The following is an 18,422-nucleotide window of genomic DNA, read 5'->3' as shown; positions in this document are numbered from 1 at the left end:
CCTAACTGCCGGGCTGCTTGACGAAGAACGCCACCATCTGCGCCTTAATCATCTCGGCCAGCGTGCCGGCGGCGCGCTTCTCCGCCTCGCGGGTGGCGCTGTAATTGGCGAACCGCTCCTGGCTGACGTCAAGCGAGGCAGACGCGGCGGCCGAACCCTTGGCGACCGGCGGCTTGGTCTCCTCGCCGGCCTTGTAAATGCGCCACTCGCCGGAAACGCGCACCACCTTGGCTTCCGGCAAGCCGGAAGAGGTGTTGACGATGGCGTAGGTGGAGGTGGACTTCACCGTGATGAACATCTTGTACGGGGCATTCGCCGGATTGCCCGACCCGCCCGTGAGATCGAAGATCAGGTCGTTGCGCAGGTCGTTGCCAAGCTCGCCCTCGATCTTGACGATCTGGACATCACCCAGTTTTTCCTTCAGCCCCGGCCCCGCGCCCGGCGTGGACGCCGCGTACATCGGCTGGAAGCAGCCGGCCAGCGCCCCCGCGAGGGAGAGCGCGAGGGCGAGACGCGTGAAGCGGGCGAAGGCGAGCGGGGCGCGGTCAGGCGACGACATTCACGATCCTCTGTGGAACCACGATGATACGCTTCGGCGGGCGCCCGTCGAGTGCGCGCTGAATGCTTTCGAGCGCGAGCACGGCGGCCTCCACCTGCGCGGGGGTCGCCTCGCGCGGAACTTCGATGTCGTCGCGCTTTTTGCCGTTGATCTGGATCGGCAGCGTGATGGTATCGCGCACCAGCAACGCGGGGTCGGCCTGCGGCCATGACGCCTCTGCGGCCAGCCCCTCATGACCCAGCGCCGCCCAGCATTCCTCGGCCAGATGCGGCACCATCGGCCCCACCACCCGCGCCAGGATGTCGCCCGCCTCGCGCAGGGCGAAGCCAAGCCCGGCATCGCCGGCGCCGGCGCGGACGGCGGCCACCGCCTGACCGAACACATTGGCGAACTCATGCACATGCGCCACGGCAACGTTGAATCGCAGCCGCTCGATATCGTCCGACACGCTGGCGACGAGGCCATGGGCCGCACGCCGCAGTGCCACAGCCTGCGGCCCGAACTCGGTCGGTAGGGGCGTGCCGGCCGGCACGCCAAGCTCAATCGCCTCTCCGACCAGGCGCCACACCCGCTGGACAAAGCGCCAGGCCCCGTCGATGCCCGCCTGGGTCCACTCGCTATCGCGCTCCGGCGGGGTGTCCGCGAGCATGAACCAGCGGGCGCAATCGACGCCATAGGTGTCGGCCACCACTTCGGGGGGCACCACGTTGCGCTTGGACTTGGACATCTTCTCCGGCGCGCCGACGGTCACGTCCTCGCCGGTGTCGATCTTCACGGCCTTGCCGTTGCCCAGGAGCTTGACCTCCTCGGGGAACAACCAGCGGCCGGCTTGGTCCTTGTAGGTCTCGTGGACGATCATGCCCTGCGTGAACAGACCGGCGAACGGCTCGGTTACATCCACGCGCCCGCACGCCTTCAGCGCCCGGGTGAAGAAGCGAGAATAGAGCAGGTGCAGGATCGCGTGTTCGATGCCGCCGATATATTGGTCCACCGGCAGCCAATGAGCCACTGCCGCCTTGTCCAGCGGGTTGGCCACGTCGGGGGAGGCATAGCGCAAGAAATACCAGGACGAATCCACGAACGTGTCCATGGTGTCCGTCTCGCGGTGCGCCGGCGCGCCGCACTTGGGGCACGGCACGTCGCGCCACCCCTTGTTGCGGTCGAGCGGGTTGCCGGGACGGTCGAAGGTCACGTCGTCCGGCAGCATCACCGGCAACTGGTCGCGCGGCACCGGGACCGGGCCGCAGGCTTCGCAATGGATCACCGGGATCGGGCAGCCCCAATACCGCTGGCGCGAGATGCCCCAGTCGCGCAGGCGGAAGTTCACGCGCCGCGCGCCCTGGGGCTCGCCGTCCACGCGGAACCGCTCCAGGCGGCGGGCGACCGCCTCCTTGGCATCCTCGATGGCCATGGCATCGAGGAAGCGCGAATTATAGAGCACGCCCTCGCCGTCATAGGCGATGTCTTCCACCGCGAAGGTTGCGGGGTCCGCACCCGGCGGCAGCACCACCGGCGTCACGCTGAGGCGATACTTGCGGGCGAAGTCGAGATCGCGCTGGTCATGGGCCGGGCAGCCGAAAATGGCGCCGGTGCCGTAGTCCATCAGCACGAAATTGGCGACATAGACCGGCAGGGTGAGCGCGGCATCCAGCGGATGCACCACGGTCAGGCCGGTGTCGTAGCCCATCTTTTCCTGGGTCTCGATGACCTCGGCCGAGGTCCCGCCCTTCTTGCACTCGACGATGAATGAAGCGAGCTTCGCGTCCTTCGCCGCCAGCGTGGCGGCCAGCGGATGGTCGGGCGACAGCGCCAGGAAAGAGGCGCCGAACAGGGTGTCGGGCCGCGTGGTGTAGACCTTCACAGCATTGGTGCCGGACGCCTTCGCGCTGTCCTTCGACAGCTCGAACAGCACTTCCAGGCCCTCGGAGCGACCGATCCAGTTGCGCTGCATGAGCCGCACGCGGTCCGGCCAGCGGTCCAGCGTGTCGAGCGCGTCGAGAAGCTCCTGGGCGAACTGGGTGATGCGGAAGAACCATTGCGACAGCTTGCGCCGCTCCACCACCGCGCCGGAACGCCAGCCGCGCCCCTCGATCACCTGCTCATTGGCGAGCACGGTGTGGTCGATGGGGTCCCAATTGACCTCGCTCTCCTTGCGATAGGCGAGACCCGCCTCCAGGAAATCCAGGAAGATGCGCTGCTGCTCGACATAATAGGAGGGATCGCAGGTGGCGATCTCGCGCTCCCAATCCAGCGACAGGCCGAGCAGCTGAAGCTGCTCCTTCATGGAGGCGATGTTTTCGTAGGTCCATTCCTTGGGATGGATGCCGCGCTCGATGGCGGCATTCTCCGCCGGCAGGCCGAAGGCGTCCCAGCCCATGGGATGGAGTACGTTGAAGCCCTGCATGCGCTTGTAGCGCGCGAGCACGTCGCCCATCACATAATTGCGCCCATGGCCGATATGGATGCGCCCGGAGGGATAGGGGAACATCTCCATGACAAAGAATTTGGGGCGCGAATCGTCGTTGCGCGCGCGGAAAATGCCGCGCTCCTTCCAGATCTTCTGCCACCGGGGTTCGGCGTCGCGAGCGTTATAGCGTTCTGTGGTCATGGTCTCATGCGGGTCTGAAAGCGCCGGGACTAAGGTCAGAAACCGCGCCACGGGTCAACCGGCGCGGTGCCGATCCGGCCGATTGACGTCCAGGCCGTGGTGCCGTGGCACGGATGCAGCCTTGCCTTGCCCCGGCGCATCGTCCATCAAATCCAGATGGAACGTAGGAGGCTGGAAACGTGCGGGCTGAACGTTTGAACGATGCCTTCCCCGGCGCGCGCAAGGCTGCGGGTACCCTGCTCCTCCTGCTCGCGCTGACCCTGTTTCCGGTCGCCGCGCAGGCCGCCGCGCCGGGCGCAACGGCGGTGAACGGCGCGGAGATGTCCGTGCTCTGGACGCTCCCGTTCGCCGGCATGTTGTTCTCCATCGCCCTGTTCCCGCTGCTGGCCAACCGCTTCTGGCACCATCATTACGGAAAGATCGCCCTGTTCTGGGGGCTCGCCTTTCTCATTCCCTTTATTCTGCTGAAGGGGGCGGACCTGACCGCCCACGAGGTGGTGCACACCGCTCTGCTGGAATACATCCCCTTCATCATCCTGCTGTTCGCCCTGTTCACGGTCTCGGGCGGCATATTGGTGGTGGGCAACATCCACGGCACCCCCGCGACCAACACGGCGATCCTGGCGCTCGGGACGGTATTGGCGAGCCTGATCGGCACCACCGGCGCCTCCATGGTGCTGATCCGTCCGCTTCTGCGCGCCAATGACGAGCGCCGCCACAACGTGCACACCGTGGTGTTCTTCATCTTCCTGGTGTCGAACATCGGCGGCTCGCTCACCCCGCTGGGCGATCCGCCGCTGTTCCTGGGGTTCCTGAAGGGCGTGTCCTTCTTCTGGACCACCACCCACCTGTTTCACGACACGGTGTTGGTCGCCGCCATCCTGCTCACGGTCTTCTACCTGCTTGACCGCTACTTCTACGCCAAGGAGACGTTGCCGGCGCGCGTCGACCCGAGCCCGGATACCGACAGGATCACCATCCGTGGATTGCAGAACATTCCCCTGCTGATCGGCATCATCGGTGCCATCCTGCTGAGCGCGCTCTGGAAGCCGGGCATCCATTTCCGCATCTACGGCACGGTTGTCGAGATCCAATGGCTGGTGCGCGACGTGCTGCTGGTGGTGATCGCGTTCATCTCGCTCGCCATCACGCCCCGGCTGGTGCGTGAGCGCAACGGCTTCGACTGGGAGCCGATCCGGGAGGTGGCGAAGCTGTTCGCGGCCATCTTCCTCACCATCATCCCGGTCATCGCCATCCTGCGCGCCGGCCAGGCGGGCGCCTTCGCGCCGCTGGTGGACCTCGTGACCAACGAAGCCGGGCAACCGGTCAATGTCTGGTATTTCTGGCTGACCGGCGGGCTCTCGGCATTCCTCGACAATGCCCCCACCTATCTGGTGTTCTTCAATCTGGCCGGCGGCGATCCCTATCGCCTGATGGGGCCGCTGGAGGTGACGCTGGAGGCCATATCGGCCGGCGCTGTGTTCATGGGCGCCCTGACCTATATCGGCAACGCACCCAATTTCATGGTGCTCTCAATCGCCCGGCATCGCGGCGTAAAGATGCCGAGTTTCTTCGGCTACATGGTGTGGTCCTGCGTCTTCCTGCTGCCCTGCTTCGTGCTGCTGACCTTCCTTTACTTCCTGTGAGGCGCGACGCTCCCTGTCCCGCCCTTCAGCCCGGATGCGGACCGGGCCGAGACGGAGACCGCCGTTGCCCGTAACAGACCTGTTCTCCCGCGATCAGATCGCCGCCGCCGCCAGCGCCGCCGGGATCGAGCCGGAGGCGGCCGCGCGGCTGCTCGCGGCGCTGCCCGCCGCGCCGGCCCAAGCGCAGCCGCGTTTCGACCTGACCCACCTGCTCTGGTACGCGGGCGCCCTCATCATCCTCGGCGCCATGACCCTGTTCGCGACCCTGGCCTTCGCGCGCATGGGCGGCCCCGCCCTTGCGCTCACCGCCCTGGCCTATGCGGGGATATTCCTGGTCGCCGGACATCATCTGTGGCGGCAAGGTCTGACGACGCCTGGAGGACTGATGGTCGCCATCGCGGTCGGCATGGCCCCACTGGCGGTGTTCGGCATCCAGGACAGTCTCAGTGCCTGGGGTGGGGCGGGCGATCCAGGCAATTACCGGGACTTCTATCGCTGGGTGAACGCAAGCTGGGTGCCCATGGAAGTCGCGACCATCGCCGCCGGGCTGGCGGCGCTGTGCTTCTACCGGTTTCCGTTCATCGTTGCCGTCATCGCCTTTGCCGTCTGGTTCCTGTCCATGGACCTGGCGCCGCTGGTGTTCCACGCGCAAACCCCAGACTGGGACCAGCGGGCGAAGATGTCGCTCGGCTTCGGCCTCGCGGTGATCCTCATCGCATGGAGCGTGGATATTGCCTCCAAGAGCGGGGATTTCGCCTTCTGGCTGCACCTGGTCGGCGCCATCACCTTCTGGGGGGGCCTGACATCATTAGATCGCGGCGGCGAATGGACCAAGGCGGTCTATTGCCTGCTCAATGTCGGCCTGATTCTCTTGTCCGTCTTCCTGATGCGCCGGGTGTATGCGGTGTTCGGCGCCATGGGCGTCTGCGCCTATCTCGGCCATCTCGTCTCGGACGTGTTCCAGGATTCCCTGCTGTTCCCCTTCGCGCTCTCGGGCGTGGGGCTGCTGGTGATGGCGGCGGGGCTCTGGCTTTATCCACGCCGCCAGAAGGCGGCGCGAGTGTTGGATGACATGCTGCCAGGCCCGCTCAAGCGCCTGCGCCCGGCCCATGCGCGCATGGTCTGAGAGCCAATTGGAAATGGGAGGCAGACGCCCGAGCATCCATTTCCGTCATCCCCGGGCTTGACCCGGGGATCCACGTCCAACCGCTTGATCTAAATTCCGAAATTCCGTTCCGAGCCCCACGGCGTGGATGGCCGGGACAAGCCCGGCCATGACGAATGAAATGGCTTAACTTCATTCCCACACCGGCCATAAAAACGCTCAGGCCTCGCAGGAGAGAAAGCCGGATTCCAGCTTCTTCTGATCGAGGTTGCGGCCGATGAAGACGATGCGGCTGCGGCGGTCTTCGTCTTCCTTCCAGGGCCGCTGGTGGTCGCCGTCCAGGATCATGTGCACGCCCTGGAACACGAAGCGGTCGGGGTCGTCCTTGAACGAGAGGATGCCCTTGGAGCGCAGGATGCTCGGCCCCTCGGTCGCCACCAGATCCTGAACCCAGGGGAAGAACTTGTCCGGGTCCATCGGCTTGTCGGTGGCGAAGGAGAAGGATTGTATCTCCTCGTCGTGATAGTGCTTCATCCCGCCGTGATCATGGTCGTGCCCGTGGTCATGTCCGCAGCCGGGGCCGCATTCGTGGTCATGATGGTGGTGCCCCTCGTCCTCCTCCAGGAAGGCGGGCTCGATGGCGAGGATGCGGTCGAGGTCGAACGCGCCCTGGTTCAGGACCTTGTCGATCGCGATCTCGGATTTATGGGTGCGGTGCAGCTTGGCGTAGGGGTTGATGGCGCGGATGCGGCCTTCCACCTCCGCCAGTTCGGCGGGGGAAACGAGATCGGTCTTGTTGAGCAGGATCACGTCGGCGAACGCGATCTGGTTCTTCGCCTCGGGCGCGTCCTTCAGCCGGTCGGTGAGCCATTTGGCGTCCGCCACCGTGACCACGGCGTCGAGCTTGGTGCGGGCGCCCATCTCCTCGTCCACGAAGAAGGTCTGCGCCACCGGCGCGGGGTCGGCGAGGCCGGTGGTCTCGACGATGATGCCGTCGAAGCCGCCCTTGCGGCGCATCAGCCCGTCGACGATGCGGATCAGGTCGCCGCGCACGGTGCAGCAGACGCAGCCGTTGTTCATCTCGAACACTTCCTCGTCGGCGCCGACCACGAGGTCGTTGTCGATGCCGATCTCGCCGAACTCGTTCACGATCACGGCGAACTTCTTGCCGTGCGGCTCGGAGAGAATGCGGTTGAGCAGCGTGGTCTTGCCCGCGCCGAGATAGCCGGTGAGGACGGTAACGGGGATCTTCTGGACCTCAGACATGGGGAACTCCGGACAACGGCACCGGGCCGCTCTTAAATGAATTTCGGTGCATCGACGCTGCGGGCGCCGGCATCAGCTCGTCAGCGCACTCGTCAGCGCCTTGAGGTTGCTGCGCACCATATCGATGTAGGTAGGCGCGCCGCCTTTGTCATCGGACAGGGCGTCGGAATAAAGCGTCCCGCCCACCTTGGCGCCGCCCTCCTTGGCGATGCGATCCAGCAGGCGCGGGTTGCTGACATTCTCCAGGAACACCGCCGGCACTTTCTGCGCCTTGATCTGGCGGATGATCCGCCCGACGTCCTTGGCGGATGCCTCGGTCTCCGTGGACACGCCTTCCGGCGCCAGCAGCTTGAGGCCATACGCGTCGCCGAAATAGCCGAAGGCGTCGTGGGAGGTGATGATCAGCCGGCGATCGGCGGGGATCTTGGCGACGCCCGCCTTCACATCATCCTCGAGCGTGGTGAGCTTGGCGAGGTAGGCGTCCGCATTGGCGGTGTATTGCGCCTTGCCCTCGGGATCGGCGGCGATCAGGGCGTCGCGGATATTGGCCACGTAGATCTTGGCGTTGGCAACCGACTGCCACGCATGGGGGTCGATCGGCCCATGATCGTGGGAATGCGCGCTCTTGGCGCCCTTGGCGGGCTTCTCGTCATCGTCCTGCGGCTCGTCGGCGGTGCGCTCGCGCGGCGTGATGCCCTTGGTGGCGACCACCACCACGGCCTTGGTGCCGGACGCCTTCACGAGACGATCCATCCAACCCTCGAAGCCGAGGCCGTTCACGAACACCAGCTTGGCGCCGGCGATCCGTTTCGCGTCCGCCGGGGTGGGTTGATAAACATGGCTGTCGCCGTTGGGACCGACGATGGTGGTCACGGCCACGCGGTCGCCGCCCACGTTCTTCACGAAATCACCGAGGATGGAGAAGGACGCCACCACCGGCACTTTTTCACCGGTGGCGGCTGGCGTCTGGGCAAGGCCGGGGGTTGCGGCGAGCGCCAGGGCAAGGCCCAGCAGGATGCGACGAGAGAGCATGGAGAACTCCTTCAGGCTTCAAGATGACGCACGGGCCAGCGGCGCGTGACGATGCCGCCGGCCGTGCCGAACAGGACCGAGAACAGATAGGCGCCGCCGGCCACCAAAATGATCGACGGGCCGGAGGGGGTGCTCCAATGATAGGAGACCAGCAGCCCCAGAACGCCGGAGACGAAGGCGATGGTGGTGGCGAGGCAGACCAGCGGCGTGAGATCACGCACCCAGAAGCGGGCGGTGGCGGCGGGCAGCATCATCAGGCCCACCGACAGCAATGTGCCGAGCGCATGGAAGCCGCCCACGAGGTTCAGCACCACCAGGGCGAGAAACGCGATATGGCTCGGTGCGCCGGCTCGGCTCACGGAGGACAGGAAGGCGGGATCGACGCATTCCAGCACCAGCGGCCGCCAGATCAGCGCCAGGGTGAACAGGGTCAATGTCGCGATGCCCGCCACCAGATAGAGGGTGGGGTCATCCAGGCCCAGCACGGTGCCGAACAGAACGTGCAGCAGGTCCACGTTCGAGCCCTTCACCGAGAGGATCAGCACGCCGAGCGCCAGCGAGATCAGGTAGAAGGCCGCCATGGAGGCGTCCTCCTTGATCTCGGTGGCACGGGCCACGACGCCCGCACCCACCGCCACCAGCAAGCCGGCGACCAGACCGCCGAAGGTCATGGCGAACAGGTCGAGCCCGGAAATCAGGAAGCCGATGGCCGCGCCCGGCAGGATGGCATGGGCCATGGCATCGCCGGTGAGGCTCATGCGGCGCAGCATGAGAAACGCCCCCACGGGACCCGCCCCCAGCGCCAGGGCGAACACACCCACAAGCGCCCTGCGCATGAATTCAAACTCCGCGAACGGAGCGATGAGAAGGTCGTAGATATTCATGGAATCCAAAATTGGTCTGGTTCCCTCCCGCCCTCCCCCTTGAGGGGGAGGGTTGGGGTGGGGGGTATGCCGCCGCCTAAAAACCCTCTCCGGAGCGAGTGGATAAACACCCCCCACCCCAGCCCTCCCCCTGAAGGGGGGAGGGAGACCTCTTCAAGCCGCCGCGCAGGTGTCCGCGTCGGTGTGCCAGGCTTCGCCCATGCGGCGCATCTTGAGGAGATTGTCTGGCGCCAGCGCCTCGCCGGTCGGCCCCCACGCCACCGCCGAGCGCGCCAGGAGGAGGGTCTGCGGGAAATACGCCCGCACCAGATCGAAATCGTGCAGCACCGCCAGAACCGTGCGCTTCTCGCCGTGCCAACGGCGCACCAGTTCCAAAAGATCGGAGACCGTCTTGGCATCCAGCGCCGTGAAGGGCTCGTCCAGAAGGATCAGGCGTGCATCCTGGAGCAGCAGTCGGGCGAACAGGGTGCGTTGCATCTGGCCGCCCGAAAGGGTGCCGATCGGCCGCCGCTCGAAGCCTTCCAGTCCAACCGCAGCAATCGCTTGCTCGATCCGTGTGCGATCGGCCTTGCCGATGCCGCCGAACAGGCCCGCACGCCGCCACAGGCCCATGGAAACCATGTCGTAGACGCTGATGGGGAAGCTGCGGTCCACCTGCGCGCCCTGGGGCAGATAGGCAATGTCGCGCGCATCGACACCGCCGCGCTCGATGCTGCCGCTCAAGGGGCGTAACTCGCCGACGATGCCGCGCAGAAGGGTGGATTTGCCCGCCCCGTTCGGCCCGCAGACCGCGAGAAGCGCCCCCTCCTCCACGCTGCCGTCGAGATGGTGGACGGCGGGATGGCGCTCATAGCCGAGCGTCAGATCCCTGAAGCGCAGTTGCGTGGCAGCGCCCGCTTGGCTTTCCGTGGCGACCTTGGCGCTCGTCATGGCATCACCCAGAACACGGCGCCCCACAGCACGGCGCTCAGCACCGCCGCGATCAACGCGCGCATGGCGAAGGATGCCCTCAGGACGGAGAAGACGGGCGTGTAAGGCGCGCGCCGCGCAGCGTGATGATCATGAGAATGACCATGTTTGGCCGTTTCATGTGCACCATGGGAGTGCCCGCGAGAGGGCGTCGCCGTCGAATTCATAGTTTATTGATATAGAGTATCATTTTCCAAGTCTAGCCGGTTTATGCCCGGACGGCGTGGTTCTCGCTGAATGGTACTCGACACGCGCGAACGCCTGCGCTTCAAAGGCGCGCATTGGGAGAGACGCCACATGAGCTTGCCGAGCCCGCTTTTGATCATCGCCCGTGCCCCCGTGATCCCCGTGGTGGTGATCGAGCGTCTCGCGGATGCCATTCCCCTCGCCCGCGCCCTTGTGGAAGGCGGACTGCCGCTGATCGAGGTGACGCTGCGCACGCCGGTGGCGCTGGAAGCCATCCGGGCCATTGCCGCCGAAGTGGAAGGCGCCATCCTCGGCGCGGGGACCGTCACTGAAGTCGCACATGTGGAGGCATCGCTGGAGGCCGGCGCGGCCTATCTGGTCAGCCCCGGCACGACCCCCGCGTTCGCCGCGGCCCTCGCCAAGGCGCCGGTTCCGGTTCTGCCGGGCTGCGCGACGGTGAGCGAGGCCATGGCACTGTCGGCGCTCGGCTTCGAGGTGCTGAAATTCTTTCCCGCCGAAGCGGCAGGTGGCGTGCCGTTCCTGAAATCCATTGCCGGCCCGCTGCCGAAGCTGCGCTTCTGTCCGACCGGCGGCATCGGCCCGGCGAATGTGGAGAGCTATCTGGCACTACCCAACGTCGTCGCGGTGGGCGGCTCCTGGGTTGTGCCGACCGACGCCATCCGCGCCGGCGACTTCGGCAAGATCCGCGACCTCGCCAGGATCGCGTCTCAACTCAAGCGCGCGGCGAAATTCGGCTAGGAGTAAGGCGGCGCCAGCTCTCGGTGCCGCCTTCCGCTCACCATCACGCCCCCAGCCGCGCCCGCGTCCGTCGAATGGGATATCTCGCGGCCAGTCCCCAGATGAGACCCATCAGGACAAAGAAGTGCCGCCAGTGGTACGGATCGATAAAGAAACCAATGAAGACGAAACCCGCATAGGTCGATGAAAGCACAAGGAACAAAGACCTTGCTTTCGGCTCGCCCCACAAGGCGTGGCGCAGCGAAACGATGAGTGTGGAGATCAGGATCACAAGCAAAGCTGCGAACCCCAGAACGCCTTGCTCGGCAAAAACCCTGAGATAAAGATTGTGGGGCGACCCGCCGTTGACCACTTCACACTGGCCGGGACCGATACCCAAAAAGTTTTCGGCGCCACTATCGAACGCGCGCTGCTGCAAGAAGAAGCGCTCCTCGTCATAAGCCTGGAAGCTCGCGCGCGACTCCACATAGGTGCTGATTTCCTCGATCATCGGACTGTTTGAAATCGTCAGCACCGAAACCGTCAGGATAGCCAGGATCAAGCCATAGAATACGAGCCGGGCCAGCGTTGCGAAACTGCCCGTCGAAAACCCGATCAGCATATAATACAATAATACCGAAATAACGGCCCCACCCCAGGCTGCGCGCGAGTAACTCAAAAGAATCCCCAGCGCCATTAAGACGAATAATGCGATGCTCAGGTTTTTATAAAACTGTGTCTGAACGCGCTTTCCGGCAAATAAATCCATGCAATACATCATGGGCGGGATCAGGAAGGGCCCAAACACATTCGGATCTTTGAAGAAGGCGTTGGGCCGACTGACGAATGCGATGTATTCGCTGACGGAAATTTCACCCGCGCGCGACGCGCCGACAATCTCGGGACGCATCGCAGGTACGAGACCGGCGACGAACAGGAGCGCATACAGCGCCGATACCGCACCGGAAACGACAAATGCAATAAACAGCGAGTGTACCAGCCTCTCGCCAAATCCAGATGCCAATTGAGAAAAGAACAGAAACAGCGCGTACATGTATATCGTGATGCCGACATACAGCAGAGATACATTTACATCATATTCAACGTTGGCAAATGACAGCACACTGAGAACAAGCAGGACAAGAAAGGCAGGAGCGATAAGAGGGATGCGGCCGGCCGGCGCCTTGCGGCCGAGAAGAATCCAATAGCCAACGATGACAAAGAACCCGAGATCGAACGGCGCCGGCTCGGTGATCACGTAGGCAATCGTCGTGAACCAGACGATGATCGGCAGCACAACAAGATCAAGCCGCGGCCCGGAAGCGGCATCCGCAACGAATTTGCCGGCCTTCAGGGCCGCAGTGTTTGGCATTCCGATCTTCTGGTTCATTCCACGCATCCGCCGCTCGGCCACTCAATCCGCCCCACGGGGGACAAACCCAAGTTCGACCTCTTGATGGGGACTTATGTTCTCAAATCCATAGAGCCGCCGGACATCGAGCTTCAGGCCCTTGCGCCATTGCTCCAGAAACCAACTCACCTCAAGCTCGCCGCTGCGGTTGGCGTTATCGTTCTGGACCTTGTTGATCGGGATATTCACAATACAAGAATGTGAATAACAAATCCCCTCACGGTCACGATAGAGCGGCATGAAGGCCTGAAGCGCATCTTCGAAGGTGTTGGGCGACCGGTAAGCTACGGTCTTCACCATCACCGCCATCTCGTCCGTCGCGAAGAGATTGCCATCCACTGAGAGCGGATAGCCGAAATCGTTGATGCCCTCGCTCCAGCGCCACCGGAGCTTTGCCTCGCCAAGCGGGGTGAACTGCGGTGTCGGCGTCGCCCTGTCACGGGTGTAGCTGCGGCGCACATTGGGGCCGAGGCGAAGCGCCGGGACAAACAGCGCGAGATCGGCGGCGCCATAGTCCACCAGATCCACCGGGCGGGTGAACACGATATCGTCCACCAGGAAGAACATGGCGCGCGCGTCGAGGCGATCCATCAGCCCGATGAGGTCGGCGCGGAAATTATCTTCCTCAACGAAGGCCACGTCGCGGTTGGCCTGCGCCACTTCGGCATAGCCGGCGCGATATCCCTCGTCCGAGGCGCGGAACAACACCGTGAGGGGGGCCGGATTGCTCACCAGATCCCGATAGGATTCCAGTAGCGCATGCAATTGCAGCGGCCGGTCCTTGGAGAACACGATCCCCGCCATCGGCAGTGAGGTCGGCCGGTCGGAGACGCGGGCCAGTTCCTGCGCCAGGCTGCGGACCAGCGCCTCGGCACGTTTCCACCGGTGCAGCGGCATCACGAACAGGCCCGCAGAGGCCGCGCGCCGGTTGATAAAGCGCAGCAGGCCCTGCCTCCAATCCAGCATGCGATCATTCCTTGGTTTACCGACCCGTCAGCTAGCAGAACCGCGCGGAATGCGCCAACCACCCCCGATGGCGTCCCTCCAGGGCGCGCTTGCTTTCTCCCCTGGAATTGGCGAAAGCTCCGAACGCTTTGCCCGCCGGTGCGGGGCGCAGAGACCATCGAACATGCTTCGCGTGCTGCACGTTTTCCGCTCGCCGGTGGGCGGTCTTTTCCGGCATGTGGCCGATCTGGCGCGCGAGCAGGCGCGCATGGGTCTGGCGGTGGGGCTGGTGTTCGACGATGCCCCCGCCTGGGGCCGCTTCGAAACGGTGTGGCCTGAGTTGCAGCAGATCTGCACGGCCGGTTGCCTCAGACTGCCAATTCCGCGCCTGCCGGGTCCACGAGACGTGGCGAATATCTTTCGGCTCAGCGCCCTGTTCAAAGCTCAAGGCTTCGACATCGTCCATGGCCACGGCGCCAAGGGGGGTGTCTATGCGCGGCTCCTCGGCCGGCTCCATGGCGTACCCTCGATCTATACCCTGCACGGAGGCGTGCTGCACTTTTCCAGAAAATCGGCGCAGGGCATTCTCTATCGCCTGATCGAGCGGCGGCTGCTGCCCATGAGCGGGGGGCTGATCTTCGATTCCCATTTCGCACGGGACGAATTTGCCGCCGAAATCTCAGGCGGCGCGATTTCGACGCGGGTCATTCCCAATGCGGTGGACGAATGCGAATTCGCGCCACTGGCCATGGTCGACGACCCGTTTGACTTCGTGTTCCTCGGTGAATTGCGACAGCTCAAGGGGCTCGACGTCCTGCTCAATGCCGCCGCTCTCATGCGGGATAAAGGGCGTAAGTTCAGGATCGGCATCTTCGGTGCGGGGCCGGACGAAGCCGCCTTCCGTGCACAGGCGGCCCAGTTGCGGCTCGACACGCCCACGGTCGAATGGCGCGGACCGGTTCGGAACGGCCGGGAAGCCTTCTCGGCGGGCCGCTGCCTGGTGTTCACCTCGCGCCGGGAATCCTGCCCCTATGTCGTGCTCGAAGCCGGCGCCGCCCGCATCCCGCTGATTTCCACCGATGTCGGCGCCGTCCCTGAGATCGTTCGCCCCGAGGACCGCCCCACCCTGCTGAAGGCGGGCGACACGGGAAGGCTGGCGGACGCCATGAGCGCCTTCCTCGATGACCCCTCCGGCTTCCGGACCCGCGCGCAGGCGCAAAGCGCGCGGGTCCGCGCAATGTTCGGCGTCGACGCGATGGCCGAAAGGACCCTCGGCTTCTACCGGGACGTCATCGCGGCCGCTAACGTCCGGCGGGATTAACCTGCGACACACACCCGGCACGACAAGGTCATCGATTCCAAGGTGGCAGCGGGCTTTCATGCGGAAGCGAGTCCGCACCACCCGATATTACAAAAGGCAGCGTCCCGCGCCTCCGGAGGTTCCATTGTAGCATCAGAGGTACCTTAAAACCTCAGATGGCAAATCCTCCGCCGACATTTGGGCGCAGAGACAAAAATACCACACACTGGTTTCGAACGCGGCCGACGCCAGTGAAATCAGATAAAATCCAGAACTCGGCATCGCGTTCACAAAAAAACTCTCTGATTCATCAGATTTTCAAGCGACGACATGCTATTTAACTCGCCTGTCGTCGATTAATTTCCGTATCGACACCGAAATATATCCGTATATGCCCGCTTTTTCGCAAATTTAACGCACTATAAATTGTGATTAACTAATTATTAACCTTGATTTAATGAGTTTAAATCACAAAGCCGATCCATAATTCGCCCCGCCGGGTGGCTGACACATGGCAAAAGCGAGGCAAGACGCTTGCAACGCGGTATGAGCGTCGGTAACTTCGGGTCTAGGTCTGCCACGCGTATCGTTGAGTGTCATTGGGGGCGCATTTGAAAATCGGTCTGAAATCCAAACAGCCGGTGAACCGCGCGTCTCTCCTCCTGGCGAGCGCGCTCTCACCCTTCCTGTTTATGGCCGTCCAGACGGTGGCTTATGCCCAGTCTGCGCCCGGGACCGCGATCTTCGCGGACGACTGGGGGCAGTTTGGCGAGAAAATGAAGCCCTCCGGTCCGCCGAAGAACCTGGACAAGTCCCAATACACATTTCAGGCGGGTGACTTCTTGGTTCGCGGCGGCGCCAATGTCGGCGCGGTCTATAATGACAATTTGTTCGGCACCAACACCGGCGCCATCGGCGCCTGGGGTATCGGACTTGCGCCGGCCGTGGTGGCCGAGCGCAATGTGGGCATCTACAAGACCACGCTTTATGGCGCCCTGAACGCCGACCTTTACGACGGTTACAGCGAAGCCAACACGGTCACCGGGCGCGGCGGCATCATCCAGCTCTGGGAAATCCAGCGCGATCTGACGGCGCGCGCCCAGTTGGACTATTTCCGCGGCGTTTACTATCCGGGCGGCGCACCCTCGGCGACCCCGGCCACCAACAATTTTAGCGACCCGCAGGGATACAACACGTATTTTGGCTCGGCTGGCATCCACAAGGATTTCGGCGCGGTGTTCGTCGACCTTGGCGGCGCCCTGAGCTATACGGATTATTCCGACCCCTCGGCGACGGGGGGGTATACCTATAACCTCACCTCCGCCGATGGCGCGATTTATACGCTGACCGGCCGCGTGGGCTATAACATCTCCCCGGTGATCTATGTGTTCGCCGAGCCGCGCGTGAACTGGTGGCAGTACACGAACAGCGACTTCGATTCGACCGGCTACCGGGTGGTCGGCGGTATCGGTACCGACCGGATCAGCCTTTTCCGCGGCGAAATCTACGCCGGTTACCAGGGCCAGAACTTCGACAACGCCTTTATCGGCGACGTGACTTCCCCGGTTTTGGGTGCTGCGATTTCCTGGTTCCCGACCAGGGACATGACTTTCAAGCTGACGGCCGATCAGACCTTTGCCGTGTCGACGCCCTCGCTGGTGTTCTCGACCCCCAATGTCGGCGTCTATAATTCCTATGTGACAAAGAACACGACCATTGCAGTGACGGGTGACTATACGATCAACCGTCAGTGGAGTGCGAACGCCGGCTTCAACTACACGCACGCCGATTATGTCGACCAGCCGCGCCTGGACAACATCTACGCAGCGACCGCCGGTGTGACCTATATGATGGTGACGAATTGGGGCATCAGCCTCGCCTATACCTACACCAACCAGGATTCGAACATCGCGACGGATAGCTATGTCCAGAACATCATGCGGATTTCGGCCCGCGGCCAGTTCTGATCGCGCAGCGACCAAAAGAAGGCTCCTGAAGCTAAACCGCTTCGGAGCCTTTTGCATGTGTAAGCCCACGAACTCCTGAATTTAAGCGCGCTTGATCCGCTTGGCCGTGAATGGCTCGGTGGCCTTGAATGGCTCCGAGGCGGAATGATACACCGGGGTCATGCTCAAACGCGCCCGAAGCCTGTTCAAGCGCCGCCCACCTCAGCGACCTGTTCACCGCATTCCCGATCCGCTCGTCGTTTATGCGGTCGGCGATGTGCATGGGCGCGACGATCTGCTTGAACGCGCGGCGCGGGCCATCGAGGAAGACGCGCGCACGCGACCGCAGGCGCAGCACACCACCATATTCCTAGGCGATTATGTCGACAGGGGCTCCGGCTCCGCTGCCGTGATCGAGCGCCTGTCCACCGGCGCCTTCCCCACCCCCGTGGTGACGCTGCTTGGCAATCACGAGCAGATGATGCTCCAGGCCCTTGAGGACGACGAGGAACTGGCCCGCTGGGCCGGTTTCGGGGGGCTGGAGACCATGTTCTCCTACGAGGTGGATATCCGCTCGCTGCAACTGGGCAACGGCGTTGGCGACACGCGCAGCGCATTCGCGCGCGCGCTCCCCGCCCGCCACAGGGCGTGGCTGGGCAATCTGCGGCCGAGCTATGAGGTGGGCGACTATTTCTTCTGCCACGCTGGCATCCGCCCAGAGGTGCCGCTGGCGGCCCAGGCGGTGAGCGACCTCATCTGGATTCGCGATGCCTTCACCGCGCACAAGACGGCGCACCCGAAGATGATCGTGCATGGGCACACACCCGTGCGCGAGGCCGAAATTCACCCCAATCGGATCAACATCGATTCCGGCGCCTATCTGACCGGGACGCTGACCGTGCTGCGCCTGGAAGGCGAGGAGCAGCGCCTCATCCCCATTTCCATGAGAGGCTGAGGACAGACGCGTCGGTCAGCTCCGCCCGCGCCCTTGCGGCCCGCTGCCCAGTTCGCGGGAAAATTGCGCGGCGGCGCGGCGCAGGATGTCGCTTTTCTCCTGCAAGCGCTGAAGCGTAAGGCGCCAGATCGGGCCGGAAATGCCGATAGCGCCAACGGTTCGGCCAGCGAAATCGCTCACCGGCATAGCGATGCAGCGGACCTCGGTGTTGAATTCGCCATCGTCATAAGCGAGGCCGTCGCGCCGCACGCGGGCGATCTCTTCCCGCAACTGCGCGGGATCAGTGATGGACTTGGGGGTCAGCGGCTCAAGCCGCACGGCGGCGAGATAGCGCTCGAACATCTCCGGCGACATGGCGCCGAGCAGCGCCTTTCCCAGACCCGTGCAATAGGCGGGGCGCAGCCCGCCGGCCCGGTCCACGAGTTGGAATGCCCCCGTGCCCATGGCCCGCGCCGCAACCACCACCTCGTCTCCGGAGCGGATGGCGAAGTGCGCGGTTTCCCCGGTCTCGCGCGCGATTTCCTCCAGAATCGGAGTGGCAAGGCCCACCAATTCGATCTCGTTCAGGGCGTTCGCCGCGAGGCTGAAGACCATTGCGCCGACGTGATAGCGCCGGCTGTCCTGCGCCTGCCGGAGATAGCCGAGATTCACCAATGTCTTGGCGAGATGGAAGGTGGTGGAGGTGTGCAGGCCGATGGTCTTCGCGAGTTCCGCGAGGCTGATGCCCTGCCGGTGCCGCGCCACTTCCTCAAGGATGCCGAAAGCACGCTCCAGGGACTGCACGCCACCCGTCTTCGCCTCGCCCGTCTCAGTGGACGCACCTTCGGCCGGCACCGTCGCCTGACGCGGCATTCTTTGCTCCTCTCAGCCGG

At 63.9% G+C, this 18,422-nt stretch carries 15 protein-coding genes; 6 read left to right on the top strand and 9 right to left on the bottom strand.

What is annotated here, in order from left to right; all coding sequences use genetic code 11:
- Position 1: 1 nt before the first annotated feature.
- Complete coding sequence (locus ADADO0_RS15460; RefSeq protein ID WP_511306071.1) at positions 2 to 559, bottom strand: hypothetical protein; 558 nt, start codon at positions 557 to 559, stop codon at positions 2 to 4.
- Entirely contained in the window at positions 546 to 3,167 is a 2,622-nt protein-coding gene (gene leuS / locus ADADO0_RS15455) for a leucine--tRNA ligase (RefSeq protein WP_511306070.1), read from the bottom strand. The genes ADADO0_RS15460 and leuS overlap by 14 nt, the downstream gene beginning before the upstream one ends.
- A gap of 179 nt (positions 3,168 to 3,346) precedes the next feature.
- On the opposite strand from leuS, the gene ADADO0_RS15450 reads away from it, so the two are divergent.
- Together ADADO0_RS15450 and ADADO0_RS15445 are read left to right on the top strand one after the other, a co-directional pair.
- The gene (locus tag ADADO0_RS15450; RefSeq protein ID WP_511306069.1) at positions 3,347 to 4,813 is read left to right on the top strand and encodes a sodium:proton antiporter; all 1,467 of its coding nucleotides are present in this window, start codon (positions 3,347 to 3,349) and stop codon (positions 4,811 to 4,813) included.
- 64 nt (positions 4,814 to 4,877) lie between these two features.
- The gene (locus ADADO0_RS15445; RefSeq protein ID WP_511306068.1) at positions 4,878 to 5,939 is read left to right on the top strand and encodes a hypothetical protein; all 1,062 of its coding nucleotides are present in this window, start codon (positions 4,878 to 4,880) and stop codon (positions 5,937 to 5,939) included.
- Positions 5,940 to 6,137: 198 nt separating this feature from the next.
- Here ADADO0_RS15445 and ADADO0_RS15440 read toward each other — a convergent pair whose 3' ends face one another.
- The 4 genes from ADADO0_RS15440 to aztA form a co-directional block, all read right to left on the bottom strand.
- Positions 6,138 to 7,184, bottom strand: coding sequence for a CobW family GTP-binding protein (locus tag ADADO0_RS15440; RefSeq protein ID WP_511306067.1), 1,047 nt, complete (start codon positions 7,182 to 7,184; stop codon positions 6,138 to 6,140).
- A gap of 72 nt (positions 7,185 to 7,256) precedes the next feature.
- Positions 7,257 to 8,216: a metal ABC transporter substrate-binding protein gene (locus ADADO0_RS15435; protein WP_511306066.1), complete on the bottom strand. Its 960-nt coding sequence runs from the start codon at positions 8,214 to 8,216 to the stop codon at positions 7,257 to 7,259.
- Between the two features lie 11 nt (positions 8,217 to 8,227).
- Positions 8,228 to 9,100, bottom strand: a complete 873-nt coding sequence (locus tag ADADO0_RS15430) for a metal ABC transporter permease (RefSeq protein ID WP_511306065.1) — start codon at positions 9,098 to 9,100, stop codon at positions 8,228 to 8,230.
- 153 nt (positions 9,101 to 9,253) lie between these two features.
- Positions 9,254 to 10,030 (bottom strand): zinc ABC transporter ATP-binding protein AztA, encoded by a 777-nt coding sequence (gene aztA, locus ADADO0_RS15425; RefSeq protein ID WP_511306064.1) that lies wholly within the window; start codon positions 10,028 to 10,030, stop codon positions 9,254 to 9,256.
- A 336-nt stretch (positions 10,031 to 10,366) separates the two neighbouring features.
- Between aztA and eda the strand changes: the two genes are divergently transcribed.
- Positions 10,367 to 11,014 carry a bifunctional 4-hydroxy-2-oxoglutarate aldolase/2-dehydro-3-deoxy-phosphogluconate aldolase gene (gene eda / locus ADADO0_RS15420; RefSeq protein WP_511306063.1) on the top strand — a complete coding sequence of 216 codons (648 nt, stop codon included), beginning with the start codon at positions 10,367 to 10,369 and terminating at the stop codon, positions 11,012 to 11,014.
- A gap of 43 nt (positions 11,015 to 11,057) precedes the next feature.
- On the opposite strand, the gene ADADO0_RS15415 is transcribed toward eda, so the two are convergent.
- Positions 11,058 to 12,383, bottom strand: a complete 1,326-nt coding sequence (locus ADADO0_RS15415; RefSeq protein ID WP_511306062.1) for an O-antigen ligase family protein — start codon at positions 12,381 to 12,383, stop codon at positions 11,058 to 11,060.
- A gap of 24 nt (positions 12,384 to 12,407) precedes the next feature.
- Positions 12,408 to 13,370, bottom strand: a complete 963-nt coding sequence (locus ADADO0_RS15410; RefSeq protein WP_511306061.1) for a hypothetical protein — start codon at positions 13,368 to 13,370, stop codon at positions 12,408 to 12,410.
- Between the two features lie 163 nt (positions 13,371 to 13,533).
- Between ADADO0_RS15410 and ADADO0_RS15405 the strand changes: the two genes are divergently transcribed.
- The 3 genes from ADADO0_RS15405 (at position 13,534) to ADADO0_RS15395 (ending at position 17,550) form a co-directional block, all read left to right on the top strand.
- Complete coding sequence (locus ADADO0_RS15405) at positions 13,534 to 14,670, top strand: glycosyltransferase family 4 protein (protein WP_511306060.1); 1,137 nt, start codon at positions 13,534 to 13,536, stop codon at positions 14,668 to 14,670.
- Positions 14,671 to 15,260: 590 nt separating this feature from the next.
- Positions 15,261 to 16,616 carry an outer membrane beta-barrel protein gene (locus ADADO0_RS15400; RefSeq protein ID WP_511306059.1) on the top strand — a complete coding sequence of 452 codons (1,356 nt, stop codon included), beginning with the start codon at positions 15,261 to 15,263 and terminating at the stop codon, positions 16,614 to 16,616.
- 160 nt (positions 16,617 to 16,776) lie between these two features.
- The gene (locus ADADO0_RS15395; RefSeq protein ID WP_511306058.1) at positions 16,777 to 17,550 is read left to right on the top strand and encodes a metallophosphoesterase family protein; all 774 of its coding nucleotides are present in this window, start codon (positions 16,777 to 16,779) and stop codon (positions 17,548 to 17,550) included.
- A gap of 15 nt (positions 17,551 to 17,565) precedes the next feature.
- Here ADADO0_RS15395 and ADADO0_RS15390 read toward each other — a convergent pair whose 3' ends face one another.
- Positions 17,566 to 18,402, bottom strand: a complete 837-nt coding sequence (locus ADADO0_RS15390; RefSeq protein WP_511306057.1) for an IclR family transcriptional regulator — start codon at positions 18,400 to 18,402, stop codon at positions 17,566 to 17,568.
- Positions 18,403 to 18,422 lie beyond the last annotated feature (20 nt).

Source organism: Aquabacter sp., assembly GCF_965279295.1.
Lineage (GTDB): Bacteria > Pseudomonadota > Alphaproteobacteria > Rhizobiales > Xanthobacteraceae > Aquabacter.
Note: the sequence above shows the minus strand (reverse complement) of the source record. Positions and strands in the feature narration are given on the sequence as shown.

Bases quoted from the DNA above. Each gene is read 5' to 3' on its own strand.
- ADADO0_RS15460 (WP_511306071.1), bottom strand. From the start codon at position 559: ATGTCGTCGCCTGACCGCGCCCCGCTCGCCTTCGCCCGCTTCACGCGT.
- leuS (WP_511306070.1), bottom strand. From the start codon at position 3,167: ATGACCACAGAACGCTATAACGCTCGCGACGCCGAACCCCGGTGGCAG.
- ADADO0_RS15440 (WP_511306067.1), bottom strand. From the start codon at position 7,184: ATGTCTGAGGTCCAGAAGATCCCCGTTACCGTCCTCACCGGCTATCTC.
- ADADO0_RS15435 (WP_511306066.1), bottom strand. From the start codon at position 8,216: ATGCTCTCTCGTCGCATCCTGCTGGGCCTTGCCCTGGCGCTCGCCGCA.
- ADADO0_RS15430 (WP_511306065.1), bottom strand. From the start codon at position 9,100: ATGAATATCTACGACCTTCTCATCGCTCCGTTCGCGGAGTTTGAATTC.
- aztA (WP_511306064.1), bottom strand. From the start codon at position 10,030: ATGACGAGCGCCAAGGTCGCCACGGAAAGCCAAGCGGGCGCTGCCACG.
- eda (WP_511306063.1), top strand. From the start codon at position 10,367: ATGAGCTTGCCGAGCCCGCTTTTGATCATCGCCCGTGCCCCCGTGATC.
- ADADO0_RS15415 (WP_511306062.1), bottom strand. From the start codon at position 12,383: ATGAACCAGAAGATCGGAATGCCAAACACTGCGGCCCTGAAGGCCGGC.
- ADADO0_RS15410 (WP_511306061.1), bottom strand. From the start codon at position 13,370: ATGCTGGATTGGAGGCAGGGCCTGCTGCGCTTTATCAACCGGCGCGCG.
- ADADO0_RS15405 (WP_511306060.1), top strand. From the start codon at position 13,534: ATGCTTCGCGTGCTGCACGTTTTCCGCTCGCCGGTGGGCGGTCTTTTC.
- ADADO0_RS15395 (WP_511306058.1), top strand. From the start codon at position 16,777: ATGCTCAAACGCGCCCGAAGCCTGTTCAAGCGCCGCCCACCTCAGCGA.
- ADADO0_RS15390 (WP_511306057.1), bottom strand. From the start codon at position 18,402: ATGCCGCGTCAGGCGACGGTGCCGGCCGAAGGTGCGTCCACTGAGACG.